18 protein-coding genes are annotated in these 26,877 nt (G+C 70.8%); 7 read left to right on the top strand and 11 right to left on the bottom strand.

What is annotated here, in order from left to right:
• Positions 1 to 31 precede the first annotated feature (31 nt).
• From ACIRSS_RS35370 to ACIRSS_RS35360, 3 genes are read right to left on the bottom strand one after another with little or no spacing between them, the layout of a single operon-like run.
• Positions 32 to 1,027, bottom strand: a complete 996-nt coding sequence (locus ACIRSS_RS35370) for an S-adenosylmethionine:tRNA ribosyltransferase-isomerase (RefSeq protein ID WP_400902830.1) — start codon at positions 1,025 to 1,027, stop codon at positions 32 to 34.
• Positions 1,024 to 1,695 (bottom strand): SDR family NAD(P)-dependent oxidoreductase, encoded by a 672-nt coding sequence (locus ACIRSS_RS35365; RefSeq protein WP_400902827.1) that lies wholly within the window; start codon positions 1,693 to 1,695, stop codon positions 1,024 to 1,026. The genes ACIRSS_RS35370 and ACIRSS_RS35365 overlap by 4 nt, the downstream gene beginning before the upstream one ends.
• A 44-nt stretch (positions 1,696 to 1,739) precedes the next feature.
• Positions 1,740 to 3,101: a purine-cytosine permease family protein gene (locus ACIRSS_RS35360; protein WP_400902824.1), complete on the bottom strand. Its 1,362-nt coding sequence runs from the start codon at positions 3,099 to 3,101 to the stop codon at positions 1,740 to 1,742.
• Between the two features lie 240 nt (positions 3,102 to 3,341).
• Here ACIRSS_RS35360 and ACIRSS_RS35355 point away from each other — a divergent pair, with 240 nt between their 5' ends.
• The gene (locus ACIRSS_RS35355; RefSeq protein ID WP_400904008.1) at positions 3,342 to 4,892 is read left to right on the top strand and encodes a sensor histidine kinase; all 1,551 of its coding nucleotides are present in this window, start codon (positions 3,342 to 3,344) and stop codon (positions 4,890 to 4,892) included.
• A gap of 53 nt (positions 4,893 to 4,945) precedes the next feature.
• Here the strand turns inward: ACIRSS_RS35355 and ACIRSS_RS35350 are convergent, their stop codons facing one another.
• Together ACIRSS_RS35350 and ACIRSS_RS35345 are read right to left on the bottom strand one after the other, a co-directional pair.
• The gene (locus tag ACIRSS_RS35350; protein ID WP_400902821.1) at positions 4,946 to 6,877 is read right to left on the bottom strand and encodes a protease pro-enzyme activation domain-containing protein; all 1,932 of its coding nucleotides are present in this window, start codon (positions 6,875 to 6,877) and stop codon (positions 4,946 to 4,948) included.
• 293 nt (positions 6,878 to 7,170) lie between these two features.
• On the bottom strand, positions 7,171 to 8,649 hold the full coding sequence (locus ACIRSS_RS35345; protein ID WP_400902818.1) for an ROK family protein: 1,479 nt from the start codon (positions 8,647 to 8,649) through the stop codon (positions 7,171 to 7,173).
• Between the two features lie 59 nt (positions 8,650 to 8,708).
• On the opposite strand from ACIRSS_RS35345, the gene ACIRSS_RS35340 reads away from it, so the two are divergent.
• Positions 8,709 to 9,941, top strand: a complete 1,233-nt coding sequence (locus ACIRSS_RS35340) for an MGH1-like glycoside hydrolase domain-containing protein (protein WP_400902815.1) — start codon at positions 8,709 to 8,711, stop codon at positions 9,939 to 9,941.
• Here the strand turns inward: ACIRSS_RS35340 and ACIRSS_RS35335 are convergent.
• Positions 9,920 to 11,692: an alpha-L-fucosidase gene (locus ACIRSS_RS35335; RefSeq protein WP_400902812.1), complete on the bottom strand. Its 1,773-nt coding sequence runs from the start codon at positions 11,690 to 11,692 to the stop codon at positions 9,920 to 9,922. The genes ACIRSS_RS35340 and ACIRSS_RS35335 overlap by 22 nt on opposite strands.
• Positions 11,693 to 12,090: 398 nt before the next feature.
• On the opposite strand from ACIRSS_RS35335, the gene ACIRSS_RS35330 reads away from it, so the two are divergent.
• Complete coding sequence (locus ACIRSS_RS35330) at positions 12,091 to 13,278, top strand: glycoside hydrolase family 105 protein (protein ID WP_400902809.1); 1,188 nt, start codon at positions 12,091 to 12,093, stop codon at positions 13,276 to 13,278.
• Between the two features lie 55 nt (positions 13,279 to 13,333).
• Here ACIRSS_RS35330 and ACIRSS_RS35325 read toward each other — a convergent pair whose 3' ends face one another.
• The 3 genes from ACIRSS_RS35325 to ACIRSS_RS35315 form a co-directional block, all read right to left on the bottom strand.
• Complete coding sequence (locus ACIRSS_RS35325) at positions 13,334 to 14,815, bottom strand: glycoside hydrolase family 28 protein (RefSeq protein ID WP_400902806.1); 1,482 nt, start codon at positions 14,813 to 14,815, stop codon at positions 13,334 to 13,336.
• Positions 14,816 to 15,187: 372 nt separating this feature from the next.
• Positions 15,188 to 16,759, bottom strand: coding sequence for an alkaline phosphatase D family protein (locus tag ACIRSS_RS35320; protein ID WP_400902803.1), 1,572 nt, complete (start codon positions 16,757 to 16,759; stop codon positions 15,188 to 15,190).
• Between the two features lie 32 nt (positions 16,760 to 16,791).
• Positions 16,792 to 17,448 (bottom strand): SH3 domain-containing protein, encoded by a 657-nt coding sequence (locus ACIRSS_RS35315; protein ID WP_400902801.1) that lies wholly within the window; start codon positions 17,446 to 17,448, stop codon positions 16,792 to 16,794.
• 112 nt (positions 17,449 to 17,560) lie between these two features.
• Between ACIRSS_RS35315 and ACIRSS_RS35310 the strand changes: the two genes are divergently transcribed.
• The 3 genes from ACIRSS_RS35310 to ACIRSS_RS35300 all read left to right on the top strand — a co-directional run bounded on the left by ACIRSS_RS35310 (position 17,561) and on the right by ACIRSS_RS35300 (position 23,279).
• Complete coding sequence (locus ACIRSS_RS35310; protein WP_400902798.1) at positions 17,561 to 20,494, top strand: BTAD domain-containing putative transcriptional regulator; 2,934 nt, start codon at positions 17,561 to 17,563, stop codon at positions 20,492 to 20,494.
• Between the two features lie 87 nt (positions 20,495 to 20,581).
• Positions 20,582 to 21,796, top strand: coding sequence for a hypothetical protein (locus tag ACIRSS_RS35305; protein ID WP_400902795.1), 1,215 nt, complete (start codon positions 20,582 to 20,584; stop codon positions 21,794 to 21,796).
• Between the two features lie 247 nt (positions 21,797 to 22,043).
• Positions 22,044 to 23,279, top strand: coding sequence for a glycoside hydrolase family 88 protein (locus ACIRSS_RS35300; protein ID WP_400902792.1), 1,236 nt, complete (start codon positions 22,044 to 22,046; stop codon positions 23,277 to 23,279).
• A 35-nt stretch (positions 23,280 to 23,314) separates the two neighbouring features.
• Here the strand turns inward: ACIRSS_RS35300 and ACIRSS_RS35295 are convergent, their stop codons facing one another.
• A complete protein-coding gene (locus ACIRSS_RS35295) occupies positions 23,315 to 23,770 on the bottom strand; it encodes a DUF4396 domain-containing protein (RefSeq protein WP_400902790.1) in 456 nt (151 codons plus the stop codon).
• Between the two features lie 514 nt (positions 23,771 to 24,284).
• On the opposite strand from ACIRSS_RS35295, the gene ACIRSS_RS35290 reads away from it, so the two are divergent.
• The gene (locus ACIRSS_RS35290) at positions 24,285 to 25,301 is read left to right on the top strand and encodes an autoinducer 2 ABC transporter substrate-binding protein (RefSeq protein ID WP_400902787.1); all 1,017 of its coding nucleotides are present in this window, start codon (positions 24,285 to 24,287) and stop codon (positions 25,299 to 25,301) included.
• Here the strand turns inward: ACIRSS_RS35290 and ACIRSS_RS35285 are convergent.
• Positions 25,298 to 26,860: an esterase-like activity of phytase family protein gene (locus tag ACIRSS_RS35285; RefSeq protein WP_400902784.1), complete on the bottom strand. Its 1,563-nt coding sequence runs from the start codon at positions 26,858 to 26,860 to the stop codon at positions 25,298 to 25,300. The two genes, ACIRSS_RS35290 and ACIRSS_RS35285, sit on opposite strands and share 4 nt — an antisense overlap.
• Between the last annotated feature and the right edge of the window lie 17 nt (positions 26,861 to 26,877).

The raw sequence follows: 26,877 nt of genomic DNA, 5'->3' as shown, positions 1-26,877 counted from the left end.
CTCCCCACCCTCGGCAAAGAAGGCGGGCAGGTCAGCGGCGCAACAACAAGGACACGTCGCCGAACTCGTGCCACAAGTACTTCCGCTCCACCGCCGCGTCGTACGCGCGCTGGACCAGCTCGCGGCCGACCACCGCCTCCAGCAACAACAGATGCGACGCGTCCGGGGCGTGCAACCCCGTCACGATCCCGTCCACCAAACGAGCCGGGCGATCCGGGCCCAGCACCAGCTCCGTCCATCCGGCACCCGAGCCGTCAGCGGCCGACTCCAATGCTCGCGCCGCCGTTGTGCCCACCGCTATCACCCGGCCTCCTCGCGAACGGACCCACGACACCAGCGCCGAGGTCGTTGGTGGCACCCGGTACCTCTCCGCCTGCGGGGGCTCGCCCGCCTCCGGCGAGGACACCCCCGTGTGCAACACCAGCGGCGCGAACAACACCCCCTCCGTGACCAACCGCGTCACCAACGACGCCGTGAACGGCCGCGCCGCCGAGGGCATCTCCGCGCTTCCCGGCTCTCGGGCGAACACCGTCTGGTAATCGGCCAATGGCCACGTCCCCGGCACGTACCCGTAGCGGATCGGACGCCCCGCCGTCGCGAGGAGGCGCGGGACCTCCACCGACACCGTCGCCCGCCACAGGCGCCGGGAACCCGAGGCGACTGGCTCCAGCAACGTCAGCGACGCGCCCTCCGGCAGCGACACCTGCTCTCCCGCGCGGCCGTCCAACAGCGGGCCCGACGGAGTGCGCAGCTCGACGATCCACGAACCGTCGTCGAGGGACGTCGAAAAGTGGACCGCGATCGGACGCCCGTCGCGGGTGGCGTCCACCGCCGCCGGGAGCGTTGCCGACGTGTTCACCACCAGCAAGTCGCCCGCCGACAGAAACGAGCCCACCGACGAGAACACCGAATGGTGGACTCCCGCGGGCGACGCCACCAGCAAGCGGACCCCGTCGCGCGCGACGCCGCGAGCCTCCGGTGGGGCCGAGGCCGACAGCTCCGCGGGCAGGTCGAACCGGATGCTCATGCCGGCACCAGCAGGTCCGCCGCGCGGTAGCGGCCGCTCGGGGGACGCTCGTCCAGCAACCGCAGGAACGCCGGGACCGCCGACGCGGGCAGCGGCCGGTCCGAGATGTCCTCGCCCGGGAACGCTCGCTGGTGCATCGCCGTGCGCAGGTCGCCCGGGTCGACCGCGTACACCGCCAACTCCGGGTTCTCCGCGCCCAGCACCGCCGTGACCTGGTCGAGCGCTGCCTTCGCCGAGCCGTAGCCGCCCCAGCCCTCGTACGCTTCGACCGCCGCGTCCGAGCTGAGGTCGATGATCGTGCCCCGCGCCGCCGTCAGCGCGGGCAGCAGCAGCTGCGTCAACGCCAGCGGCGCGAAGACGTTGACGCGGTAGACCTTTTCCAGTTCCGCCAACGGGTAGCCGCCCAGCGGCGGCAAGGGGCTGACCCCCAGCGAACTGGCGTTGTTGACGAGCAGGTCGAGCGACGGGCAGGCCTCGGCCAGGGACGCGCGGTGGGCCGGGTCGGCGACGTCGCCGGGAACGGCCGTGAAGCCGATCTCCCCGGCAGCGGCCGAAAGCGCGGCCGCGTCGCGGCCGTCGCCGACGACCGTCCACTTGCGACTCACCAGGGCGGCGGCGAGGGCGCGGCCCAGGCCCGCGGATGCTCCGGTGACGAGTGCGGTTGGCATGGTTCCTCCTTCGAGGGGTACCACACCATCGTCAAACCTCTACATTACTTGAGGTCAATGCGGCGCCGCAGCAGGAAATACGCTGCCAGCGAAACCACCAGACCGACGTAGTACGCGAGATCCGCGCCGTGCAGCGCCGCCGCCACCGGTCCCGTGTAGAGGGACGTGTTCATGAACGGCACCGCCGCGCCGAAGCCCACCACGAACGCCACCAGCGCCGCCCACGGCCGCACGGACGTCGACGCCAGGACGTCCACCCGCCGGCCGCCGCGGGTGCGCGCGAGCCAGTCCGGGACGACCACGCCGAGGAACGGCGGGATCCAGTAGCTCACGAACAGCAGCACGTTCTCGAACTTCGCCGACAGGTCGCCGCTGTGCATCCAGAGGATCAGCGCGAACGCCAGCACCGTGACGACCACCGCCGACACCGGGCGCCGCAGCCGGACGCCGACGGTCTGCAGGGCGAGCGAGCCGCTGTAGTCGTTCATCGCGTTCGACGACACCGCCGCGAGCGCGATCACCGCCAGCGCCAGCGCGCCCAGGAACCCGCCGCCGAGCAGGTGCGCGACCCCCGCCGCCGTCTGGTCGCCCAGCGACGACCCCAGCGCGAGCCCGAGGCCTTCGCCGATCGCGTACGACGCGACGAGGCCGAGCAGCGTCGCCCAGAACACCGACCGCGACGACGTCGAAACGGGCAGGTAGCGGCTGAAGTCCGACGCGTACGGCGCCCAGGAGATCGCCAGCGACAAGGTGATCGTCGTGAACAGCACGATCCCGCCCGCGAGGTCGGCGCCCGACGCCGTGTTCGCGGCGGCGATCGGGTGTCCGGAAAGGACCTTCACGGCCAGCGCGGCGAACGCGAGCACCAGCAGCACGCTCATCACCGCCTGGACGCGGTGGATCAGGGCGTAGCCGAACACGCCGAGCGCGCACTGCAGCACCAGCACGATCAGCACCGCGGCCCAGAACGGCAGCCCGGTCAGCTCGGCCAGGGCCTCGCCGCCGAACAGGCCGACCAGCGCGTCCCAGGCGATCGAGCCGAGCCACTGGACGAGCCCCGGCAGCACCACCCCGCCGCCGAAGGGCAGCCGCGCCAGGGGCAGCTGGCCGGTGCCGGTGCGCGGCCCCCACGTCGACAGGTACGCCACCGGCAGCGACCCCAGCACGGTGCCGGCGAGCATCGCCGCCAGGCCGGTCCAGAACCCGAGGCCGAGCGACGCGGCGAGCGTGCCGGTGAACACCGCCGTCATGGTCAGGTTCGGCGCGAACCACACGCTGAACAGCCGCCACGGGCGCCCGAACCGGTTGCCCTCCGGAACCGGCTTGATGCCGTGGGTCTCGATCGCCAGGTCACGGCCGCCGGTGGGCATCCGCCCGCCGAAGACCTCGGCACCCAGTCCGCTCATGTGCTGCCTCCTGTCCGCAGATCACCCTAAAGCGCGCCCGCGTGGTGTAACGCGACGGCCCGAACGGGCGAATCACGGTTAGCCGCTGCCGGACCGCTCCACGCACGCGCCAGGATGAGCCTTGTTCTGGTTAGCCCGCCGCGCCCCGATCGCCGACCGCCGGTCCAGGCAAAAGCCATGCGTCGGGCGACGGCTGAACAAGGCTCACTGCCCGGCGAGGCACACCGGGAGGGTTGCGTGGTGCAGCATCCGCGGACGCCGGCGATGACCGGCCTGCTGGCCGCCGGTTTCGCCCTCGGCGTCACCGCGCTGACCCTCAAGGCGGGCGAGGGCAGCCACTCCGCGCTCGACACGGCGCTCAGCACCACGACCGGGTTCCTGTTCCTGCTCGCCGGCGCGGTCGCGCACGTGCGGCGCCCGGCCAACCCGATCGGCGTGCTCATCGCGCTCGCCGGGATCGCCGTGTTCCTCGAGGACCTGCAGTTCACGCGCAGCCCCGTGCTGTACACGATCGCCGTGCCGCTGCGCGCCGCGTCCAGCCCGGTGATCGCGCACCTCGTGCTCGCGTTCCCGCACGGCAGGCTCCGGTCGCGCTGGGAACGGCTGCTCGTCGGCGGGGCCTACGTGGTGGTGTTCGCGCTGGGCGTGCTCGGGCTGCTGGTCAGCGACGACCCGCGCGACCTGCTGGCGGTCTCGACCACCCCGGCGAGCGCGGTGCTCGCCGACCGCGTGCTGGAGCTCGCCGCCACGGTGATCAGCGCCGGGGTGATCGTCGTGCTCCTCTACCGGTGGCTGACCGGGCAGCTGCCCCAGCGGCGGCTGCTGTCCCCGGTGATCGCGATCGCGCTGTTCGGCGCGCTCGCGTCCGGCGCCGGCACCGCGCTCGGCGACGGCCACCCGCTGTCGGCGCCGCTGCTGCAGGTCTACCGGGTTCTGTTCTGCCTGTGGCCGCTGGCGTTCCTGGCCGGCGTGCTGCGCGCCCGCGTCGGCAACGCCGAGATGATCCGGCTGCTGCTGGAGCGCGACGGCACCGGGCTGGCGGCGCTGGTGCAGGACGACGAGGTGTGGAAGGACAGCCGCTCGATCGACGCGCTCAACGCGGCCGCCGGGCTGGTGCTCGACAACCAGCGGCTCACCGCGGAGCTCGAGCAGCGGCTGGCCGAGGTGCGGGCGTCGCGGGCCCGGCTCGTCGCGGCCGGCGACGAGGAGCGCCGCCGCCTGGAGCGCGACCTGCACGACGGCGCCCAGCAGCGGCTGGTCAGCGTCGTGCTGCTGCTGCGGATGGCCGGGCGCCGGTACGGCCCGGCGCTGCCCACCGAGGTCCGGGCGCTGCTGTCCGGCACGGTCGACGAGCTGCAGACGGCGATCACGGAGCTGCGCGAGCTCGCGCGCGGCATCCGCCCGGCGATCCTGACGGAGGCGGGGCTGGTGGCGGCGGTCCGGTCGCTGGCCGACCGGATCCCGCTGGCAGTGGCCCTGACGGTCGGCACCGTGCCCCGGCTGGACTCGGCGGTCGAGGCGACGGCGTACTTCGTGGCGTCGGAGGCGCTGACGAACGCGATGAAGCACGCGCAGACCGACCGCGTGAACGTGCGGATCGCGGTCGAAGGCGCCGAGCTGCGGGTGGCCGTCACCGACACCGGCGTCGGCGGCGCGGACATCGAAGGCGGCACGGGCCTGGCGGGCCTGCGGGACCGCGTCCAGGCGCTCGGCGGTGAGCTCGCCGTGGTCAGCGGCGACGGCGGCACCGCGGTGAGCGCCGTCATTCCCTTGGTCGCCGAAAAGCCGTGAAGGGCATCCTCGTGGCTTTCGTAGCCACGAGGATGCCCTTCACGGAGCACTGACTAGACGAGCAGCAGGAACAGCAGCCCGTTGGGCGTGCCGAGACCCGTCACGTCGTCGTAGCCGGGGGTGGTGTGGATGGTCAGGCCCTGGTAGTCGAGCGTGCGCACCGAGGTGAGCAGACCACCCGAAGCGTCGACCGAGTTCGCGTAGTCGACGCGCTCCACCGCGGCGTCCACGTGCTTCACGTCGCTGATCGCCGAAGTGCGCGAGGTCAGCTTGTAGATCACGGGGTTGATGAAGCCGTGGTGGAAGTGGTCGAAGCTGTCGGCCACCGCCATGATGCCGGCGAACACCGGCGACGCGAGGCTCGTGCCGCCGATCCGGTACTGGTCGTAGTAGGCGCCGTCCGGGAAGGTCTGCGTCTGGCCGACCAGGAAGCCGGTGTTCGGGTCACCGATCGCCGAGATGTCCGGCACGACGCGGCCCTTGTTGTTGCCGGTCTGGTTCTTCTTCGCCAGCGCGTCCGGGACGACACCCTTCTGGTAGAAGGGCTGCGGGAACAGCCGGCTCGTGCCACCACCGGAACCGCTGGTGTACTTGGCCGGGCCGTAGACGCCGTTGGTCAGCAGCGACTTGCTGGTCTCCCAGCCGGTCTCGAAGATCCGCTTGCCGTCCTTGCCGATCGCGATGGACGTGCCGCCGACCGCGGTGATCCACGGCGCCGAGGCGGAGAAGTCCGGCGACGGCGTGCCGAGGCGCGCGACCTCGTCACCGTTGTCGCCCGAGGAGAAGTAGACGCCGATGCCCTCGAGCACCGCCTGCAGCGAGATCTGGTTGAAGACCTTGACCTCGTCGGCCGGGATGTCTTCGCCGGTGTCGCCGTAGGAGTTCGACACGATGTCGGCCTTGTGGCCGGCGATCACGTAGTTCAGCGCCACGTCGAGGGCGTTGTCCTCGCAGGACTCGCCGCCGACGTACAGGATGTCGGCACCCGGTGCGAGACCGTGGGCGGCCTCGACGTCGAGGGTCTCCTCGCCGTACCAGCCCGCCGCGTCGCACTGGTCCGGCGGCTCGAGAACCGGGTTCGCCGGGAAGACGTGCTGCTTGAACTGGCTCTGCTTCAGCGGGTGCTGCGGGTCGTTCTTCTTCGCGTACGTGCTCGCGTCGGAGTAGATCGTCGGCGAGGCGAACGCGTCCACGATGGCGATCGTGGTGCCCTTGCCGTCCGCGCCGACCTTGTCGACGCCGTAGGCCGACCGCAGCTGCGCCGGGGTGTAGCCGCAGGGGGCGTAGGGCAGGTGCTGGCCGTTGTAGGCGGGATCGGTGGTGTCGATCTTCTCGCCGTAGTAGGCGCTGCACGGCCGCGCGTTGCGGAAACCGGGGCCGGGCGGGACGTCGGCCGGCGTCGCGGAGCCGGTCGCGTGGTCGGGCTTGAACAGGTTGGTCGCCTGGTCGACACCGACGACGCCGAGGACGTCGTTCGCCAGGTTCGCCGGCACCGACAGGTTCTTGTCGGCGGCCCGGAGGGTCTGGCCCTTGACCTTGTACTTGGCCAGCTTGACGTCGAACGCCTTCTGCGTCTGGTCGGCGGTGCCGGTGGCCTCGACGTAGGCGCGGTTCGACGGCACGTCACCGATGCTGAAGCCGTTGCCGGTCAGCCACGCCTTGACGGCGTTCACCGTGGCGTCGCTCGCCGCGAACCGGTCACGCACCTGGTCCGGGCTGAGGTACTGGCGGTAGGTCGTGCTGTCCGGATCGGACACGGCCTGCGCCAGCGCTTCGGCGCCGGCGTTGTCGCGCTGGTTCAGGTAGACCCGGAAGCTCAGCTTCGACGAGGCCGCCGTGTCGGCGACCTTCGCCTGCGCGTTCGCCCACAACGGGTGCGACTGCGGAATGTCCTGACGCCCCTGCGCGGACGCCGTCGCCGGCAGGGCGCCGGTCAGGCCACCCACCACCGCGAGCGAAAGGAGCAGGGTGGAGCTTCTTCGCACAGAAATCTCCCTCTTCGAAAGCGGCCCCCAGGAAATGGGCCTGGAACACCGGACGAGACTAGATCGGTGTTCCGCTCGCGGGGAAGTACTTGCGGAACCGTTATCTGGTCGCGAATTCACGCGTGGTACCGAAATCCGATTTGTCGCACGGAAAACGCGAGGAATGAGGCCGTATGCGAGGTAAGTCCGGTTCGGGTCCGTATCGCGGAACACGCGGGTTCGCCTCCTGCCACCTACCAAAGTAGGTTGCTCCGTCCACACCGGACAGTCCGGGAGTGGCGGTAGTTCGGCCGTCAGAGGCGCTTGTCCACGGCTGCCGGGGAGAACTGCGCGTCCACGACCATCGCCACGGCGCCGTCGATCGCCTGACCGCGCCCACCGATCTCGATGCGCAAGTTCCGCGTCGAGCGCGGGAGCGCCCGCCGGTAGAGCACTTCGCGGACGCCGGCGACGAAATGCGGCTCGGCGAGGTCCCCGGCCACCACGAGCACGCCGGGGTTGACGACGCAGACCAGCGTCGCCAGCACTTCCCCCACCTGCCGCCCGGCTTCTTCGGCCAGGCGGACCGCCGCCGGTTCGCCGGCCAGGATCCGCTCGCGGACGCCCGATCCCGACGTCGTCGGCAGGCCCAGCTCGGTCAGCCGCGCGGCCAGCGCGCCGCCGCCGGCGACCGCCGCGAGGCAGCCCGTCGAGCCGCACAGGCAGCGCGCCTCCGGGTGGTCCGGCAGGCGGACGTGCCCGATGTCGCCGGCGCCGCCGTCGACGCCGCGGTAGACCTCGCCGCCGATCACCAGGCCCGCGCCGATGCCGGTGGACGCCTTGACCACGACGAGGGCCGGGGAGTCCGGGTAGCGGGCGCGGTGCTCGCCCAGGGCCATCAGGTTGGCGTCGTTGTCGACCAGCACGGGGGCACCGAAGCGCGGCCCGAGGTGGGTGTCGATGGGGTAGCCGTCCCAGCCGGGCATGATCGGCGGCTGGGTGACGCAGGTGCGGCCGGGTTCGACGGGGCCAGGCACGGAAATGCCGATGCCGCACACCGGTGGCCAGCCGGCTCCCGCGGCGCCGCGTGGTCGGGTGGCTGAGCTGGGCTCGGCCCCCGCGATGCCAGCCTGCCCGCCAGCTGAGCCGGGGTTGACCCCCGCAACGCCACTCGGCCCGCCAGCTGAGCCGGGGTTGTCCGCCGCTGCGCCACCGTGCCCGCCGACCAAGCCTGGCCCGGTCGCCGCAACGCCACCCGGCCCCCCATCTGAGCCGGGGTTGCCCCCCACTGCGCCACCGCGCGCGCCAGCCAGGCCGGGCCCGGCCCGCACAACGCCACCCGGCCCGCCGGGCACCTGCCCCGCCAGCCGCGGTTCGCCGGGCGAGTGCCCCTGGAGGCCGCCCCCAGGCCGTCCCACCTCGGCGAGCATCGCCTCGAACCACTCCGCGATTCGATCCAGCACCGCCTCCGGCCCATCCGCGACGCGCAGCTCACCCGCGCGATGCGCCAGCCGCCTGCCCGCCAGATCCGTCACCGCCGCCTCGGCGTGCATCGTGTCGATGCTCGCCGCCAGGACGACCGCGTGCCCGTCGTCGAAGCGCAGGTGGCGCGCCGGGCGGCCGCCGGTCGAGTCCTCGTGGCCGTCTTCGGCCAGCAAGCCCGCTCCGAGGAGCTGGTCCAGCCGGGCGGTGAGCGTCGTGCGGGACAGCCCCGTACTGGTCAGGAGCGCTTTCCGGGTCGTCGCCCGCTCGCTCCGGACCAGCTGCAGCAGCTCACCCGCACTGGTCGGCATCCCGCTCCTCCCGGACTTTTGTCCATTGACAATACACAAGCCGGAGATAGATTGGACATATGGATGTAACACGAGCCGCGGCGGTCTTGGACGGGAACTGGCTCGGCTCGTCGACCGTGCCCTCACGCTCGCTCTACCCGCACCAGTGGAGCTGGGACTCGGCGTTCATCGCGATCGGCCTGCGCCACTCGGCCCCCGCGCGGGCCCGGCGCGAGCTGCTGACGCTGTTCTCCGCGCAGTGGCGCGACGGCCGCGTCCCGCACATCCTCTTCAACCCGGACACGCCCGCCGAGGCGTACTTCCCCGGCCCGTCGTTCTGGCGGGCCGGGCGCACGTCCGGGCTGATCCAGCCGCCGGTGCACGCGCGGGCCGTGCTCGCGGTGCACCAGGCCGAACCCGACCGCACGTTCCTCGCCACGCTGTACCCGAAACTGCGGGCCTGGCACGAGTACCTGCGCCGTTCGCGGGACGCCGGCGGGCGCGGGCTGGCGGCGATCGTGCACCCGTGGGAGTCCGGGATGGACAACAGCCCGGCCTGGGACGGCCCGCTCTCGCGCGTCACGCCGTCGACCGGGTTCGTCCGCCGCGACCTGCAGCACGGTGCCGCCGAGGACCGCCCGAGCGACGAGGACTACGGCCGGTACGTCCGGCTCGCGACGGACTACCGCGACCACGGCTACGAAGGTTTCGGCGAGTTCGTCGTCGAAGACCCGGGGTTCAACGCGCTGCTGGCCGACGCCGAGCTCGCGCTGGCCGAGATCGCCGGCGAGCTGGGCCTGCCCGCGGCCGCCGCCGCGCACCGCGAGTCCGCCGCGCGCGTCGCCAAGGCGATGCAGGAAACGCTGTGGGACGACGGTTTCTTCTTCGCCCGCGACGTCCGCACCGGCTCGCGGCTGCCGGAGTACACGTGCGCGGGCCTGCTGCCGCTGCTGCTGCCCGACCTGGCCGTCGCCCCGGCCCTGCTGGCGACGGCCACCGGGCCGCGGTTCGGCCTCGGGCGCGTGCACGGCGTCCCGAGCCACGACCTGACCGCGCCGGCGTTCGACCCGGGCCGCTACTGGCGCGGCCCGTCGTGGGCGAACGTCGGCTGGCTGGTCCGGCTCGGGCTGCTGCACCACGGCGAGCACGCCCTGGCCGAGCACCTGCGGGCCGACCTCGTCGAGACGGCGCTGCGGACGGACTTCGCCGAGTACGTGGACCCGCTGACCGGCGCCGGGCACGGGGCCCGGTCGTTCGGCTGGACCGCGGCGCTGACCCTGGACCTGCTGGCTCAGCCCGCCTGCGTCGCGTAGTCCGAACCCACCCAGGTCTCGTCGATCCGCAGGCGCTTGTAGCGCGTGCTGTCGCTCGAGGCCGCGTACGTGCTCGTCACCTGCAGGCGGACGTACCTCGCCGTCACCGCCGTGAGGTCGACGAACTGGACGCCGCGGTGGCTCGGGAGCGTCCCGGACTTCACCGCGCTCCCCCAGTTCTTGCCGTCACTCGACACGAACACCTGGTACGCCTTGATCCGCGCCGACTGCTCACTGGCCGAGCGGGCGTAGCTGACCGAGTCCTCGCGCTGGTTGAGGCCGAGGTACTGGATCTTCTTCGCCGACCCGAGGTCGTAGTCCAGGTTCACCGGCAGGGTCTTGCCGTTGTCGAAGTACGTCAGGTAGTCACCGTCGCTCGCCGCCTGTCCACTGTGGCCGCTCGCGGACGCGCTCGCCTTGAGCGTCACGGTCTTCGGGTCGTACGTGCCGGTGCGGCCGGCCGTCTCGACCTTGAAGACCGTGTCGTAGGTGTCCCACCCGGACAGTCCCGTCAGGGTCAGGCTGCCGCCGCCCTGGCCGAAGGAGATCGCCGCGCCGGTGCGCAGGTTCGTCACCTTCGAGACGCGGTAGCCGTTGTCGCGGATCTTCAGGGTGCTGCCCGACGGCTTGGTCAGGACGTGCACGTACTGCGTCGCGCCCTTGATCGTGATCACGCCGTGCGCGCCGTCGTTCCAGAAGCCGGGCTGCATGCCGCCGTACATGTACCCGGCGCCCTCGGTGCCGCCGAGCGACTCCCAGATCGCGTCGAGGTAACCGGACGCGAAGTTGTTGAACGCCTCCTGGTTCGACGGGAACTTGCCGTTCACCATCGCCGTCTCGGCCATCAGGGACTTGATCGACGACCCCGAGTTCGTCACCAGACGTCCGATGTTCAGCGCCTTGTTCACCGCCGAGTTGGAGCCGCCGTACCACCACGAGCCGGTGTCGGGCAGCTTGAAGCACGCCTCGGTGAGCCGCGGCATCGCCGTGTAGGTCGCCTGCGGGTAGTCGTACGCCGGCGTCATGCCGGTCTTCTGCTCGTTGCTGATCGTGTCCATGATCGGCGTGTCTTCGTTGTTGTTGCTCAGCAGGTAGTCCGGCCGCTGCTGGTAGATCTGCTGGTAGAGGTTGTGCGACAGCCAGTAGTCGCTGTCGTTGTCGATCCAGAACCCGCCGAGGTCGGGGTAGTTCTTCATGACCTCGAAGAAGTTGTCGTAGCTGAACTGGCCGAAGCCGTCCTGGGTGTCGAGGTTCACGGTCTTGCCCTTGTACTTCGAGTAGCCGGCCGAGTCGAGCCACTCGTGGCCGCCCTCGTCGTGCCACTGGGCGTCGTTGGTCATGTAGAGGATGACCTTGAGCCCCTGGGGTTTCGCCGCCGCGACCAGCTCGCCGAGGAAGTCCCGCTTGGTGCTGCAGCTGCCCGGGATCTTCGAGGGCCACGCCCGCGAGTAGCCGAGCCGGCTGTGGAACGACGCCAGCACGAGGTACGACGCGTGCAGCTTCTTGGCCTCGGTGACCCAGTAGCCGGGATTCCACCCGCCGTCGGTGATCGCCTTTTCCCAGGCGCTGCAACTGGTGTAGCCGGGGGACGTGCGCATGCCCCAGTGCAGGAACAAGCCCGCCTGGCTGTCGCGCAGCCACTGCTGGGACGGCTTCTGCAGGTCGGCCGACGCGGGCGCGGCGGCGAGCCCGGCCACCACCAGCAGCGAAGCGCACACGGCGAAGACCCGGCGCAGGAAACGAGCTGACATCAGCGACCTCCAAGTGGTCTGGTCCACCCGGTGGTGTACTCCTGGTTCGAAGGCACGGTCAAGACTGAGATCCGACCTTTTCCCGACGTCCCAGCGGCCGGTACATCACCACTGCGGCCAACCGGGTTAAATATCTGATATATGAGACGAGAGATCCGATCTCTCTTGACTTGGCGTCTCCGAGGCGGGTAAATGTTTCCCCAGAGAGCGCTTTCGCTCTCCCCCACCGCTCCGGCGACCAGGGCAGCACGCCGCGCCCCCACCCCAGAGCCGGTCGGGATGCCGACGGACGGCGGATCGGCATCCCGGCCACCTATTCCGGGGCGGGGCACCGTCTTCCGCGGTGCCCCGCTCCGGGACTGCCCGCTCACCGGGGCCCGTGCACGAAAGGACAACGGATGTCCGAGCACCCCCTTCGCCCCACCCGGCGCGCGGTTCTGGCCGGCACCCTGGGCGCACTGGGCGCCCTTGCCGCGGCGGGTCCCGTCGCGCGCGCGGCGGACCGGCTTCCCCCGATCGGCGGCGCGGCGCCGCCGGCGGACTGGTCCCGCGCCGTCATCGACTCGACGATGAAGCGCTACACGCCGGACAAGATCGGCGGCTGGGGCTACACCCTCGGGTTGTACCTCTACGGCCAGTACCTCTTCTACAAGCGCACCGGCGAGAAGAAGTACCTCGACTACATCGTCGCGTGGTACGACCGCTTCATCACCGACAGCGGGATCTCGAACAGCTTCACCAACCTCGACTCGATGCGCTCGTGCCAGATGCTGCCGCTGCTGTTCGCGGAGACGGGCCGCAAGAAGTACAAGACGGCGGCCGACCAGCTGCGCAAGCGCTTCCCGGCCTACCCGCGCACGTCCGACGGCGGCATGTTCCACGCCACGAGCAAGGTCGGCCAGCTGTGGGGCGACGGCGTCTACATGGCGCAGCCGTTCCTCGCGCTGTACGGCGCGGCGTTCGGCGACGGCGGCTACTGCTTCGAGGAGTCGGCGAAGAACCTCGTCGTCTACTTCAGCCACCTGCGCGAACCCGCGAAGAACCTGCTCTACCACGCCTACGACGAGGACGGGTCCGAGTCGTGGGCCTCCGGCGCCGGCCACCACTCGAAGTACCACTGGGCGCGCGCGATCGGCTGGTTCGGGATGGCGGCGATCGACATCCTCGAGGTCCTCCCGGCGAACCACCCGCGGCGGCCCGCGCTGATCGAGATCGTCCAGTTCCTGGCGGCGGGCTACCAGCGCTACCAGGACGCCGCGACCGGCCGCTGGTACCAGGTCGTCGACCGCGGTGGGGACGCGAAGAACTGGCTGGAGACGTCGGCGTCGTCGATGTACACGTTCACGATGGCCCGCGGTGTGCAGCGCGGCTACCTGCCGTCGTCCTACCAGGCGGTGGCCGACCGCGGCTACGCCGGCGTGCTGAAGAAGGTGTCGGTGGGCTCGGACGGGCTGACGAACATCACCGACATCTGCGAGGGCACGAACGTCGGCGACCTGTCGTACTACTACGCCCGGGCCCGCAAGACGAACGACTTCCACGGCCTGGGCGCGTTCCTGATCATGAACGAGCAGTATTCGCACTGACCACGCAGGCGCGCCGCAGGAGGGGCCCCGGCTCACGAGCCGGGGCCCCTTCGTATCAGCAGTTCGAGCTGGACCCCGAGGTGTTCACCCGCAGGGCCGAACCCGACGTCGTCGCCGAGTTCTTGACGCAGTAGCCCGTCACCGTCTGGAAGCCGATGTCGAACGGGCTCTTGCTCCCCTTCTCCGCCGTGAAGTGGTCGAACGTCACGTCGGAGCTGTTGTTGACGATGCTCGCCGGGCGGCCGTCGTCCTTGGCGAACTCGACCGAGCTGTCCACGAACTTGATGCCCGACCCGTAGTGCACGTACCAGCCGTACGACGGCCGCGTGCCGATGCTCTTCGGGTTGTAGTCGGTGGCGTTGTTGCTCGGGACGCCGGTGCCCATGGTGCCGTTGCCCCCCGGGACGTTCAGGTGGACGCCGGTGAACGTCACGTCCGAGACGCGGTGGGAGCCGTCCGCACCCCAGATCGTCGGGCTGAAGTTCGTGCCCGTGTGCGTGCCGGTGACGTTGTCGAAGGTGATGCCGCTGATCGAGCCGACGCCCGGGTTGTTGCCGCACCTCTTGCGCGTGCCGATCTTCATCATGATCGGCGAGTACGTGCCGGACATCGTGATGTTGCGGTAGTGCACGTCGGAAATCTTCGCGCCGTCCATCGAAACGATGCCGAGGCCCGATTTGTGCGCACCGGTGATCGTGATGTCCGAGAACTGGTAACCGGTGAAGTCACCGCACGTCTCCGACCCGAACATCAGCGCGTTGCAGCACACCGCCGACAGTTTCGCGTTGTTCACCGTGACGTTCCCGTTCGGCAGTTTCGCGCCGAGCGCGTAGTCGCTCTTGAACACGAGTGCGTCGTCGTTCGCCGCGATCGTCGCATTGGTGATCGTGATGTTCGTCGTGCTGATGATGTTCCAGCCGTCGCGGTCGTTCGCCGTGTCGATCGTCAGGTGGTCGGAGACGACGTTCGTGCACCCGTTGATCAGTGCCGCGAAGTGCCCGCCGCGGCGCAGCTTGATCCCGGACAGCGTGAGACCGTCACAGCGGGTGAGCGACAGGATCTTGTCGGCCTGGCCGGACTTCGGGTTGCCGGTGATGAGGTTTCCGCCGCCGTCGATCGTCCCGGCGCCGGTGAACCCGATGTTCGTCAGCTTGTCGCCGTAGAACATCGCGTCGTGGAAGTGGCTGTGGCCGTAGTCCTGGTAGCTGTCCCACTGGTTCGCTTCGGCCTTGTCGTAACTGTCCGCACTCGACCCGGAGATGGTCGCGCCCGCGTCGAGCTGGATCGTCACGTTGCTCTTCAAGTGGACGGTGTTGGCCGACTTGTAGGTGCCGGAGGTGAACCGGACCGTGCCGCCGCCCGCCGCGTTCGCGGCCGTGATCGCCTTGTCGATGGCGCCGGAATCGTTCGTCGACCCGTTTCCCTTGGCGCCGTAGTCCTTGACGTCGTAAACGCCGCCGGGCGCGGCGGTGGTGACGCCGGCTCCGGCCACCACCAGTCCCGCCACCGCGCACGAGATGAGCAGGAATCTTTTCACGGGGAACCGCCTTGTCATGGATACGGGAAATGCTGGCATGACGGCGGAGCACTCAGCCTACGAGCGCCGCGAGCGGGGTGTCAAGATCGCCGGGAAAGCGGCGCGAAACCATTCCGTGGGGCCCGGGGGACCCGCGCCACCCCCAGTCGGACGCGGGTCCCCCCGGTGTTCGTGAGGCCGGAAACCGCCGCGGCGGGGACACCGGGCCGGCGCCGGCGTCCATTCGGGATTCCCGCAGTCTACCTTCGCCGGGCCCGGCGAAACCGTGCGTTCGTCATGGTCCGGACCATGAATCCGGCATGACCCGGGTGGCCCAGCCGGACCCGGGCCCGGACGTCGGCAGGGGAACACCCGATCGGCGGTGCCCGGGCCTCAGACCTGCTGCAGGCCGGGGCGCCCCGCCTGCACCACGTAGCTGCGGTCGTTCTTGATCACGACCGCCGCCGGGTCGTAGACACTGGTGTCGGACGTCGTCATGAAGTCGGCCCGCGTCTGGGACGGCGTGGTCGTCACGCGGACGTAGCCGCGCTCGCCCTTGCAGTACTTGACGTGCGGGTTGTTCGCGTACCAGGTCGAGCTCGGCGCGCTCGCGGTGTCGCTGTTGCTCGTGACCGACGTCGTGACCAGTTCGGAGCCGATGACCGGGGCGCTGTGGTCGAAGTAGTCCAGCCGCAGGTCGGCCGCCCAGTGCCGGTGGACGTCGCCGGTGAGCACGACCGGGTTGGCGATCTTGCGGTCGACCCAGCCCTGCTGGATCCGGTTGCGGGAGGCCTCGTAGCCCTGCCAGGAGTCGGGGCTTTCGCAGGTGGCCTTGTCGCCGTCGCCGTCGCGGGTGGCGAAGAAGACCTGCTGGCCGAGGAAGTCCCACGTGGTCGGGTGCGACTCGAACTGCTTGAGCAGCCAGGCTTCCTCGGTGCTGCCGAGGATGCTGCGCGAGGTGCTGCGCATGTCCGTGCAGGCCGGCCCGGCGTCGCCGGACGGGTCGGCGACCTGGGCGCTGCGGTACTGGCGCGTGTCGAGCATGTGGAAGCGGGCCAGGTTGCCCCAGACGAACTGGCGGTACAGCTGGATCGACGAGCCGTTCGGCTTGGCCGTCGAGCGGATCGGGGTGTTCTCGTAGAACGCCTGGAACCCGGCGGCCTTGCGCGCGGCCGTGGCGGGCGAGGTGGTGCCGTTCCAGTTGTTCATCACCTCGTGGTCGTCGAACACCACGATCCACGGCGCGATCGCGTGCGCGGCCTGCAGGTCTGCGTCGGTCTTGTGCTGGGCGTGGCGGGCGCGGTACTGCGCGAGCGTGGTCACGTCCTCGGTGAACGCGAGGCTGCGCGGGTTGCGCTCCTGCGCGGCCCGGCCCGACTTCTTCTCGTAGATGTAGTCGCCGAGGAACAGCACCAGGTCCGGGTCGTCGGCCACGATGCCCTTGTACGCGTGGTAGTAGCCCTCCTCCCAGTGCTGGCAGGAGCTGAAGCAGTACTTGAGCTGGTCGACCGCGGCGCCGGCGGCGGGCGCGGTGCGCGTGCGGCCGATCGGGGAGGTGTAGCCGCCGGTCTTGAAGCGGTAGAAGTACTCCCGCGCCGGCTGCAGGCCGACGGGCTCGATGTGGACGCTGTGCCCGGACGCGCGGACCGCGCTCGCCGAACCGCTCTGCACGACCGAGGTGAACGCCTGGTCGTTCGCGATCTCCCAGTCGACCGCGTAGGTGGCGTCCGGCATGCCGCCGAAGCCGTCCGGGTTGAGCGGCGCCGGCGCGAGTCTCGTCCACAGCACCACGCTGTCGGGGAGCGGGTCGCCGGAGGCGACGCCGAGCTGGAAGGGGTCGTGGATGGTGGGCGCGGCCGCGGTGGTGCGGGCGTTCGCCCAGGACGGCAGCGCGGCCGACGCCGCGGTGGCGGTGATCGCGCCGAGCCCGCCGAGCAGCACCTTGCGCCGGTTGACCTGAACCATGTCGGAAAGCCTTTCGGGGAGGGGAGCCGCGGTCAGGCCGCGAAGTCGGTGATGCCGTCGCTGCAGGACTTGAGGTCGGGCTTGCCCGTCGTGTAGTTCGCGACGCAGACCTTGTAGAAGACCCAGCCGCCGTGCGGGACGCTCACGGCTTTGTCGACCTTCGTGCCGTCTCCGCCGGAGTTCCAGACGTAGAACGGCCCGGCACCGCCCTTGAGCCAGTACGCGACGACGGCGGAGTAGCCGTCGGCGTCGGTGTCGTAGACGAGGAAGTGCGAGTCGGACGAGCGGTACTGGCCCTCCCCCGCGCACGCGCCGGCGCACTGGCCGCTGCCCGAGCCGACCCCGCAGTCGGGCGCGACCCGCTGGTCGGAGCCGGTGTAGACGTAGGTGTCCGAGATGTACCCGCCGAGCGCGGGCACGTAGTCCCACAACGTGCCCGTGCCGTAGGTCCCGGTCACCGACGTGCCGGTCGTCTGGCAGTCGATGGTCACGGACGCGCCGTTCGCGACGGTCTTGACGGCCGTGGCGCTCGCGGTGGGGGCCCGGCGGACGTTGAGGGGGTCACCCGCGGTCTTGACCGTGCCGGTCGCGGCGGCCGACGCCTCGAGCGCGCCGCCCACCGCGAACGCGCCGACCGTCGCCAGCACGACCCCTAAGCCGGCCATACGCCGGAGGTTCGAACGCTTCATGGCGGGAGCGTGACCGGGGCTCGTACACGACTCGTACAAACCGCCCACGGGCCTGCCCAGACACTCCGAATGGATCTAGCCCACGGGGTCGAACGGGCCATAGCATCCGGTCATGGGGGAACTCATCGGGCAGGTTGAGGCCACCTCGCTTACCATCCGCGTCCTCGGACCGCTGGAGGTCACCGCTTCCGGGCGGGTGATCCCGCTCGGCGGGCCGAAGCCCCGGCTGCTGCTGGCCGCGCTGGCGCTGCAGCCGAACGTCGTCGTGTCCGCCGACGTGCTGGTCGAGGTCCTGTGGCCGGAATCGGCGCCGCGCTCGGCCGCGGCGAACATCCGGACGTACGTCCATTCCCTGCGAAGACGGTTCGCCGAGATCGACCCCGACCTGGGCGACCGAATCAGCAGCCGGGCCTCCGGCTACTTGCTGACCGCGTCGCCGGAAGAGCTGGACCACCTCGCCTTCACGGCCTTGGCGGGTGAAGCGCGGGAAGCGCTCGACCGCGCCGACGCCGAGAGCGCTCTCAAGCTCCTCGACCGGGCCGACGCGCTGTGGCGCGGCGAAGTCCTCGAAGGACTGCCGCACGACCACAGCTGGGGCGCGACCGTCGCCCGGCTCACCGAACTCCGCCTGTCCGTCCAGGAACAGCGCCTGCGCGCGCGGATCGACCTCGGCCGCGGCGGCGAGGCCGTCGCCGAGCTGCGCGGGCTGGTCACCGAGCACCCGCTGCGCGAAGAGCTGTGGGCGCAGCTGATCGTCGCGTTGCGCGCGGCCGGGCGGACCGCGGACGCCGTCGAAGCCTACGAATCGGCCGAGCGCGTCCTGCGCGAAGAGCTCGCCGCCGAACCCGGCGCGCGGCTGCGCGAACTGCGGGCGACTTTGGTCTCCGAAACCGCGCCCGCCGTGCGCGCGGCGGAGTTCGTGCCGGTCTGCCAGCTGCCGCTGGACCTGCCGGACTTCACCGGCCGCGACGACGTGCTGCGCGAGGTCGTCGGCCTGCTTCGCGAGCGCGCGGACTCGGGCACGCCGGCCGTCGTCGTGCTCTCCGGTGCGCCCGGCGTCGGGAAGTCGGCGCTCGCGGTGCGGGTCGCGCACGCGGTCCGCGACGACTTCCCCGACGGGCAGCTGCACGTCGACCTGGCCGGGACGTCGTCGTCGCCGCGCGCGCCGATGGGCGTGCTCGCCGAACTGCTGCGCGCGCTGGGCATCCCGGACGCCGGCCTGCCGCGGGAGCCGGCGGAGCGCTCGGCGCTGCTGCGGTCGCGGCTGGCCGGGCGGCGGATGTGCGTCGTGCTCGACGACGCCGGCAGCGCCGCCCAGGTGCGTCCGCTGCTGCCGGGCGCCGGGGCGTGCGCGGTGCTGGTGACGAGCCGGATCCGGCTGCCCGGGCTCGCCGGGGCGAAGCCGGTCGACGTCGACCTGCTGCCCGAGGCCGAGGGCGCGCGGCTGCTGAAGGGCATCGTCGGCGCCGAGCGGGTGGCCGCCGAGCCGGAGAGCGCGGCGGCGATCCTGCGCCAGTGCGGGCACCTGCCGCTGGCGATCCGGGTGGCCGGGGCGAAGCTGACGCACCGGCCGGGCTGGACGCTGCGGCTGCTGGCCGACCGCCTGCACGACGAACACCGGCGGCTCGACGAGCTCCGCGTCGGCGACCTCGCCGTCCGCGCGAGCGTGACGCTGTCCTACGACCTGCTGCCGATGTCGGCGGCGACGGCGTTCCGCGGGCTCGGCCTGCTGGGGCCGGTCCAGTTCCCGCCGTGGGCGGTCGCGGCGGTGCTGGGCCGCCGGGACGCCGAAGACGTCCTCGACGTGCTGGTCGACGGCCACCTCGTCGAGCTGGTCGGGTCGGATTCGGCCGGGCAGCCGCGCTACCGGCTGCACGACTTGCTGCGCGTGTACGCCGTGGAGCTGGCGGAGCAGAGTGACGCGGCGAAGACGCGTGCCGGGCTCCGGCGGGTCTTGGAGGGCTACCTCGCGCTGGCGTTGGAGGCCGCGGGGCGGATGCCGTTGCACTTCTTCGGCATGTACCGCGATGAGGAGCTGCCCCGGCCGGAGGTACCGGCGGACGTGCTGCCGGACGACCCGGCGGCGTGGTTCGCGGCCGAGCGCCACACGAGCGTCGCGGCGGTTTCGCTGGCCGCTTCGCACGGCTTCGACGACCTCGCGTGGCAGCTGGCGTCGGCGCTGACGCCGTACTTCGACCTGCGCGGCCACCAGGACGACTGGCAGAGCACGCACACGATCGCGCTCGAGGCGGCCCGCCGGACGGGGTCGCTGCGCGCGGAGGCGATCGTGCAGCGCAACCGCGGGCAGTACCTGCTCTACCAGGACGAATACGCCGGTTCGCGGGTGGCGTTCGCGGAGTCGAAGGCGCTGTTCGAGCGCGTCGGCGACGCCCAGGGCGTGGCGATCGCGCTGACCGGCCTGGCGACGATCCTGCGCATCGACGGCGAGGACGACCTGGCGCTGGACCACTGCCACGAGGCGCTGAAGCTGTTCGCGGAGGAAGGCGACCCGAACGGCGAAGCGGTGGCGAGGCTGGGCGCGGGAGCGGTCTGGATGTCGCGCGGCTGCTACGCGGCGGCGAAGCGCTGGTTCACGGACGCACTGGAGCTGTCGGCGGCGATCGGCGACCGCCACCGCGAGGCCCACGCGTACAAGAGGCTGGGCTTGCTGTTCCAGCACCAGGGCAACCTGGCGGCGGCCCGCGAGCACGTCGACCAGGCGATCGCGATCTTCACCGAACTGGGCGACGACCACTGCGTGGGGTACGCGAACCAGAACCTCGGCGAGCTGTGCCTGCACAGCGGCGATTTCGCGCACGCGCAGCTGCTGCTGGTGAACTCGCTGTCGGTACACCGCCGCAACGGGGACCGGCGGTCGGAGGCCGAGGTTTCGCAGTTGCTCGGTGAGCTGCATCGGGCGTTGTCGCAGCCGGAGCGGTCTCGGGACTATTCGGAGCGGGCGTTGGCCATTTGGCGGGAGCTTTCGTCGCGGCCGCCGGAGGCGGTGGAGACGGTTGAGGAGCGGCCGCACATAGTTTCGGCCTGACGCACAACCTGCTTGTACGGATCATGTACGCCACCCAGCCAACCTTTCGCCACGTTCGAGTGAACGAGTGCGAGAGGAGAACCGGGGATGATCCGGATCATGAAGGCCGGCCGCGTGACCGCGGCGGTCCTGGCCGCCGGGGCGGTGACGGCGCTGGCCGGAGCCCCCGCCCAGGCCGCCACCAGCGCGAGCTGGACCGCCAACCTGTCCACCGTGGACAGTGACGACGTCAACGTCACCGGCGCGGGCGGGACGCTGACCCTGGCCGACGCCGCGTGGCACAGGACCGCGCGGGTCTTCGCGGGCAGCGAAGGCAGCCTCATCACCGCCGAGCACGCGCTCGGCACGCCCGCCAACCGCGTCGACGCGCAGCTGACCGCCGACACGCCGAAGGGCACCTCGGTCGAGGTCGACGTCCGCGGCCGCACCGGCGCCGACGACTGGACCGAGTGGACGCCCGCCGGGACGGCGTTCAAGAGCAGCGTCAGCTCCGTGCAGGTGCGCATCGGCCTGCACAGCGACACCGACGGTGTCCGCCCGTCCGTCAGCGGTGTCTCGCTGAGCGCCGGCAGCACTCCGCAGGTAAACGCGCTCGCCGCCACCGCCGCGTCGACCTACAAGGTCTACGGGACCCGCGAAGGCCTCGTCGGGGGCACCACCGCCAACGGTCACGTCATCACCAGCCACGACCACTTCGTCTCCTTCCCCTCCGGGAAGTCCGTGTCCCCCAAGGGAACCGGCAACTACACCGCCCGCGTCTGCCGCACCGACGGCAGCCGCTGCGAGTACGCGCCGGTGTGGGAAATCGGCCCGTGGAACGAGCGGGACGACTACTGGAACCCGGCGTCGGTCCGCTCGGAGTTCAAGGACCTGCCGCAGGGCACGCCCGAAGCGCAGGCCGCGTACCTGCAGGGCTACAACAACAAGAAGGACGACTCCGGCCGCACGGTGCAGAACCCGGCGGGCATCGACCTCGCCGACGGCGTGTTCTGGGACGGCCTCGGCATGTCCGACAACGGCTACGTGAACGTCAGCTACCTGTGGACCGGCACCGGCCCGACCGGCACGGTGAAGACCGCCGGCGACCCGATGAACGTCCGGGCGAGCGCGAGCACCTCGGCCGCCATCAAGGGGCTCGCGGCGAACTACGCCAAGGTGACCATCGAGTGCTACGTCAACGGCGACAGCGTCACCGGCACCTTCGGCACCAGCACGATCTGGGACCGGATCGGCCCCGGCCACTACGTCTCCGACACCTACCTGCAGACGGGTTCCGACCTCCCGGTCGCGCCCCACTGCTGAACCGCGGCTCGAGCGAGCCCCGAGCATCGCGTGGTTGACTGCCCTCACCCCCGCGATAACGCGAAGGCCCGGTGTCCCCCACCGGGCCTTCGCCCTTTCCGCGGTCCCACCACAATGCGAATATCCCGCTTATCGGGACATGAATTCACAACCGTGAACGACTATCCGCCGGGTGTACAAGCGCCAGTCCGTTGTGGAAAACTTCCGGGAACCTGGAGCATTTCCCCACACGGAATGGCGGGCACCTGTGAGCGTTACCCGGAGAACCCTGCTGACCACCGCGGCCGGTGCCGCGGTGGCGGCGAGCGCCAGCACCCCGATGGCCGCTTCGGCGGCCACATTCGATGCCTCCGACCAGGCATCGGCTACCCGGACGCTCCGCCAAGCGGCCGATTACGCGGTCTCCAAACTCCGCGCGGTGGCGCCCGGCGTCACCGCGTTTCCGGTCGGCACGAAGTTCGAAAAGTGGACCTATTCGCAGAATGGCGACTGGGTCGGCGGATTCTGGCCCGGCCAGTTGTGGCTGGCCTGGCTGCACAGCGGTGACGAACAATTCAAGACCCTCGCGCTGGCGTCCGCGGAGAAACTCGCGCCGCGCCAGAACGACACCAGTACGCACGACCTCGGTTTCCTCTTCTACCCGTCGTGGGTGACCGCCTACCGGCTCACCGGCGACGAAAAGTGGCGCGCGGGCGCGGTGCAGGCCGCGTCGTCACTGATCAAGCGGTACAACCCGGCCGGGAAGTTCATCCGCGCCTGGGGTGCGCTGAACGACCCGAACAACGCGGGCCGCGTCATCATGGACACGATCATGAACCTCGATCTGCTGGCCTTCGCGAGCAAGCAGACCGGAGATCCGCAGTACCTCGAAATCGCCGTCGCGCACGCGAAGACCGCGCAGCGCAACTTCGTCCGCCCGGACGGTTCGACCCCGCACGTCTTCGACTTCGACCCGGTCACCGGCGCGCCGATCGGGCCGAACACCGTGCAGGGCTACAGCCCGACGTCGTGCTGGTCGCGCGGGCAGGCGTGGGGCGTCTACGGGTTCACGACGATCTATCGCCGCACCGGCGACAAGGAGTTCCTGACCACGGCCCGGCGCCTGGCGGACTTCGCGCTGTCGCACCTGACGCCGGACCACGTGCCGGTCTGGGACTACCTCGCGCCGCAGGCCCCGAACGACGTCAAGGACGCGTCCGCCGGGGTGGTCATGGCCTGCGGCCTGCTCGACCTCGCCGAGCTCACGCACCGCCCGCAGTACCGCGACGCCGCCCTGCGCATCCTCTCGGCGATCTCGCAGACGTGCCTGACGACGAAGTCGACGCGGGCGGAGGCGAGCGTCGCGCGCTGCACCCGCAACCGGCCGGCCGAGGACGGCATCGAGGTGTCGCTCCCCTACGCCGACTACTACCTGCTGGAGGGCATCCTGCGGGTGCTCGACCGGGCGAAGGTCGACCGCGCCGTCGACCTGTCGAGCGTCTGACCCCTGACCGGGGAGGCCGCCACCTCCCCGGACCGTCAGTGCTGGTGGTGCGCGTGCACCTTCGCGTGGCCGAGGCCGCGCCCGATCATCCACTTGTTGACCGGCACGGTGACGACGAACGCGATCGCCAGCGAGAGCACCAGCGCCAGCCAGAAGAGGAAATTGGCGAGGCCGGCGTCCATCGCCCCCGGGATCGCCACGACGACCGTGTTGTCGATCAGCTCCATGACGGCGATCGACACGGTGTCCGCGGCGAGCGCGACCTTGAACGCCGCCGCCGGGGCCAGCCCCGACTTCAGCACCCCCCGCATGGTCAGGCCGTAGCCGAAGACGAACGCGAGGACGATCGACAGGACGACGGTCGCCGCGTTGTGCAGGCCGAACGCCGTGCCGAGGACCATGCCGAGCACCTCACCGATCGCACAGCCGGTCAGGCAGTGCAGGGTCGCCTGGATCGCTGTCGCCCACGAAGCTCCGTGCTGTTCGTTCATGCCGGTGACTATACCCCCACAGGGTATCCACGCGCGTGTCTCGCACGCCACACCGTGGTCCCGGGCGCGCCGTGACCACGCCGGAGTCGGCGCCCTGGCCGATTTCGGTGCGAGCCATGTCGGTCGCGCCGCGGTAGTGGTCGACCATGAGCATCGGCCACCTCCGGTCGTAGGCGGCGTCGAGCAACGTGCCGAGGTCGCCTGTCGTGCAGTGGTGAGCGGCCGCCATCGGAACCGGGCGCGCGGCCTCATGACCCGCCGACATGTGGTCCATCGCCACCACCGCCAGCGCGCACGGCAGCAGCCAGCGGGCACACACGGACCGGACGCCCACCGTCACCCAAAGTAGCCGACACCGCCGGACCAGCGAACTTCCGCCAGAAAGCCACGAGGTAGAACTCACTTCCGTAACCCTTTGCGCACATCCCGTTGACCACCGTTACGCGGGGCCCTACCTTCCCCCTTGGTCTCCACCGTGCGCAGACCGATCGAAAGTCCTGAGGAATGGGTGGGGATGCGAGGGCCGACGAAGACGTTCCGGCTGGTCGCGACGCTGCTGCTGGGTGCGGCGCTCGCGCTCGGGGGCTGCTCGGAACAGCTGGGCAACGCGCCCGGGCCGGCGCCGACGCGGATCGCCTTCGTGCCGAAGGTCGACGGCATCCCGTACTTCCAGGCGATGAACACCGGCGGCCTCGAAGCGGCCAAGCAGCTGGGCGTGCAGTGGTCCACGGTCGGCCCCAAGACCGTCGACCCCGACGAGCAGGTGCGCATCGTGCGCGACCTGATCGCCAAGAAGACCGACGTCATCGTCGTCGCGCCGAACGACCCCGCCGCGCTCGCGCCGGTGATCGCCGAGGCCCGCGCGAAGGGCATCCACGTGCTCACCTCGGACACCGACGCGCCGGGCACGCAGCGCGAGGTGTTCGTCAACCAGGCCACCGCCGCGGGCATCGGCACCGCCCTCACCGACGCGCTGATGAAGCGGACCGGCGGCACCGGCGAGTACGCGATCGTCTCGTGCGGACCGGCCGCGGCGAACCTCAACACCTGGATCTCGGTCCAGAAGGAGTACGCGGCCGAGCACTACCCGAAGGCCCAGCTCGTCGAGACGCTGTACGCGGGTGAGGACCAGGACACCGCGACGAACCTCGCCAAGGAGCTGATGGCCCGCCACCCGAACCTCACCGGCCTGGTCGGCGAGTGCACGACGTCCGCGCCCGGCGTCGCGAAGGCCGTGCGCGAGCAGCAGAAGATCGGGCAGGTGTTCACCGTCGGCGTCGGGACGCCGCAGGCGATCAAGCCGTACCTGCTCGACGGCTCGTGCTCGCAGTCGGTGCTGTGGAACGTCGAGTCGCTCGGCTACCTGACCGCGTGGACGGCGAAGCAGGTCGCCGACGGCAAGGCGCTCCAGCCGGTCAACAAGGTGAGCCTGGAGTTGCCGGCGGTGAAGTACGACGCCACGTCGAAGACCGTCCTGCTGGGCGATCCGCTGCTCATCACCGCCGACAACGTCGACCAGTTCAAGTACTAGCGCACGTCGATCGTCACCGTCGCGGTGCTCGTCGCCGCGGGGAGCTTGGTCGTGTCGACCGCGAGGTACTCGCCGTCGTCCTGACGGCCGTCCGGCAGCGTCTTCGGGTGCAGCGCGTACGGCGGCGCCGCGTTGGTGACGCCGTCGACGCCGAAGTCGCTGTCGTTGCTGATCACGAGCGTGCGGCCGCCGTCGGTCGTCGCGACGCCTTCGACCTTGTCGTGCCCGAAGAAGCCGCCGCTCGGGTCCAGGCCGGTGACCAGGGCGCCGAGGTCCAGGTACAGCTTCTTGCTCACCGGCGTGATCCCGGCCGCGGCGAGGTCCTTCGTCGCGTCGGCGGTGCTGTCCTTGCCGACGTAGGCGTCGATGCTCTTGCCGCCGACCAGCACGCCGCCCTTGGCGGCGTCGTACCCCGCGGCCTGCGGGCCGACGTCGGTGGCGCCGGTCAGGTCGATCTCGTACAGCTTCTTGTACGCGCCCGGCTCCGGCTTGCCGTCGCGCTCGTCGACGAGGAAGCGCGTGGCCGAGAGCGCGGTGATCTCGCTGACCGCGGTGCTCGTGGTGGCCGGGTCGTCGAGCAGGTAGAGGTACTCGTGGGTGGCGCGGGTCCGCAGGTCGACGGTGACGATCCGCAGCGTGGTGACGTTGCCCGGCTTCTTCGTCAGGTCGGGCTGCTGCAGCGCGGACTGCATGATGCCGACGAGCGTCCGGCCGTCCGGGGTCAGCGCGAGGCCTTCCATGCCCTTGTTCGGCACGCGGTACTTCAGCTCGGCCGGCAGCGAGCCGTCGAACGGCGAGAGGCGCTCGATCGCGCGGCCGTCGCGGCCGAAGTGGGTGATGAAGGGGCCGTATTCGTCGGAGACCCAGAAGGTCCCGTCCTTCTGCGCGACCAGGCCTTCGGAGTCGTAACCGTTCGCGGACTTCGGCAGGACGTTCCCGTTCAGGTCGACGATCTTCTCGCCGGTGTCGGCGAGCGGACTGACCTGGCCGTTGTACGGGGTGCCGTCCGCGGCGCGCAACGGGATGGCCTTCTCCAGCACGGCTTTCCCGTCGCGGAGCCGGAACTTCCCGATGGCCGGGGTGAAGGCGGGCAGCGGTTCGATCTTGCCGCCGCCGGGCGCGTCGACGTTGGGGCCGCGGTCGGTGAGACCGTAGACCTCGTCCTCCTCGCCGGGGACGGGGGTGAGCGCGGAACCGTACGCGCCGCCCGTGATCGCCACGCCGCCGATCGTGGCGAGCGGCGCGAGGTGGGTCGGGTAGAGCTTCACGGCGTCGGAAACGGTGTAGGTGAAGGAATCCCGGCCGGTGAAGCCCGGGGCGGGCGTGTAGTGGAGGGTGCCGTCGGCGCCGAGGTCGACGGTCCCGTGCGCGGCGGCGGTGTGCCGGACGACGGCGGTGCCGCGGTCGTTGCGGAGCACGTCCGCGGTCAGGGTCCGCCCGGCGTGGGCGCGGAGGTGGTCGTCCTTCGCGCGCGGCCCGTGGTCGTGCGCTTGCGCCGGTCCGGCGGCCAGTGGCAGGGCCAGCACCCCGGCGGCCAGGGCGATCGTTACCCGCTTCATCCCGTTTCTCCTCCTCC

Origin of the sequence: Amycolatopsis sp. NPDC101161, assembly GCF_044768185.1 — a bacterium.
Taxonomy (GTDB): Bacteria; Actinomycetota; Actinomycetes; order Mycobacteriales; family Pseudonocardiaceae; genus Amycolatopsis.
The sequence above is the reverse complement of the archived record's forward strand: the minus strand, read 5'-3'. Positions and strand labels throughout refer to the sequence as shown.

Excerpts from the sequence above, each read along its gene's own strand:
- ACIRSS_RS35370 (WP_400902830.1), bottom strand. The coding sequence starts at position 1,027 with ATGAGCATCCGGTTCGACCTGCCCGCGGAGCTGTCGGCCTCGGCCCCA.
- ACIRSS_RS35365 (WP_400902827.1), bottom strand. The coding sequence starts at position 1,695 with ATGCCAACCGCACTCGTCACCGGAGCATCCGCGGGCCTGGGCCGCGCC.
- ACIRSS_RS35360 (WP_400902824.1), bottom strand. The coding sequence starts at position 3,101 with ATGAGCGGACTGGGTGCCGAGGTCTTCGGCGGGCGGATGCCCACCGGC.
- ACIRSS_RS35345 (WP_400902818.1), bottom strand. The coding sequence starts at position 8,649 with ATGCCGACCAGTGCGGGTGAGCTGCTGCAGCTGGTCCGGAGCGAGCGG.
- ACIRSS_RS35340 (WP_400902815.1), top strand. The coding sequence starts at position 8,709 with ATGGATGTAACACGAGCCGCGGCGGTCTTGGACGGGAACTGGCTCGGC.
- ACIRSS_RS35335 (WP_400902812.1), bottom strand. The coding sequence starts at position 11,692 with ATGTCAGCTCGTTTCCTGCGCCGGGTCTTCGCCGTGTGCGCTTCGCTG.
- ACIRSS_RS35330 (WP_400902809.1), top strand. The coding sequence starts at position 12,091 with ATGTCCGAGCACCCCCTTCGCCCCACCCGGCGCGCGGTTCTGGCCGGC.
- ACIRSS_RS35320 (WP_400902803.1), bottom strand. The coding sequence starts at position 16,759 with ATGGTTCAGGTCAACCGGCGCAAGGTGCTGCTCGGCGGGCTCGGCGCG.
- ACIRSS_RS35315 (WP_400902801.1), bottom strand. The coding sequence starts at position 17,448 with ATGAAGCGTTCGAACCTCCGGCGTATGGCCGGCTTAGGGGTCGTGCTG.
- ACIRSS_RS35310 (WP_400902798.1), top strand. The coding sequence starts at position 17,561 with ATGGGGGAACTCATCGGGCAGGTTGAGGCCACCTCGCTTACCATCCGC.
- ACIRSS_RS35305 (WP_400902795.1), top strand. The coding sequence starts at position 20,582 with ATGATCCGGATCATGAAGGCCGGCCGCGTGACCGCGGCGGTCCTGGCC.
- ACIRSS_RS35295 (WP_400902790.1), bottom strand. The coding sequence starts at position 23,770 with ATGAACGAACAGCACGGAGCTTCGTGGGCGACAGCGATCCAGGCGACC.
- ACIRSS_RS35290 (WP_400902787.1), top strand. The coding sequence starts at position 24,285 with ATGCGAGGGCCGACGAAGACGTTCCGGCTGGTCGCGACGCTGCTGCTG.
- ACIRSS_RS35285 (WP_400902784.1), bottom strand. The coding sequence starts at position 26,860 with ATGAAGCGGGTAACGATCGCCCTGGCCGCCGGGGTGCTGGCCCTGCCA.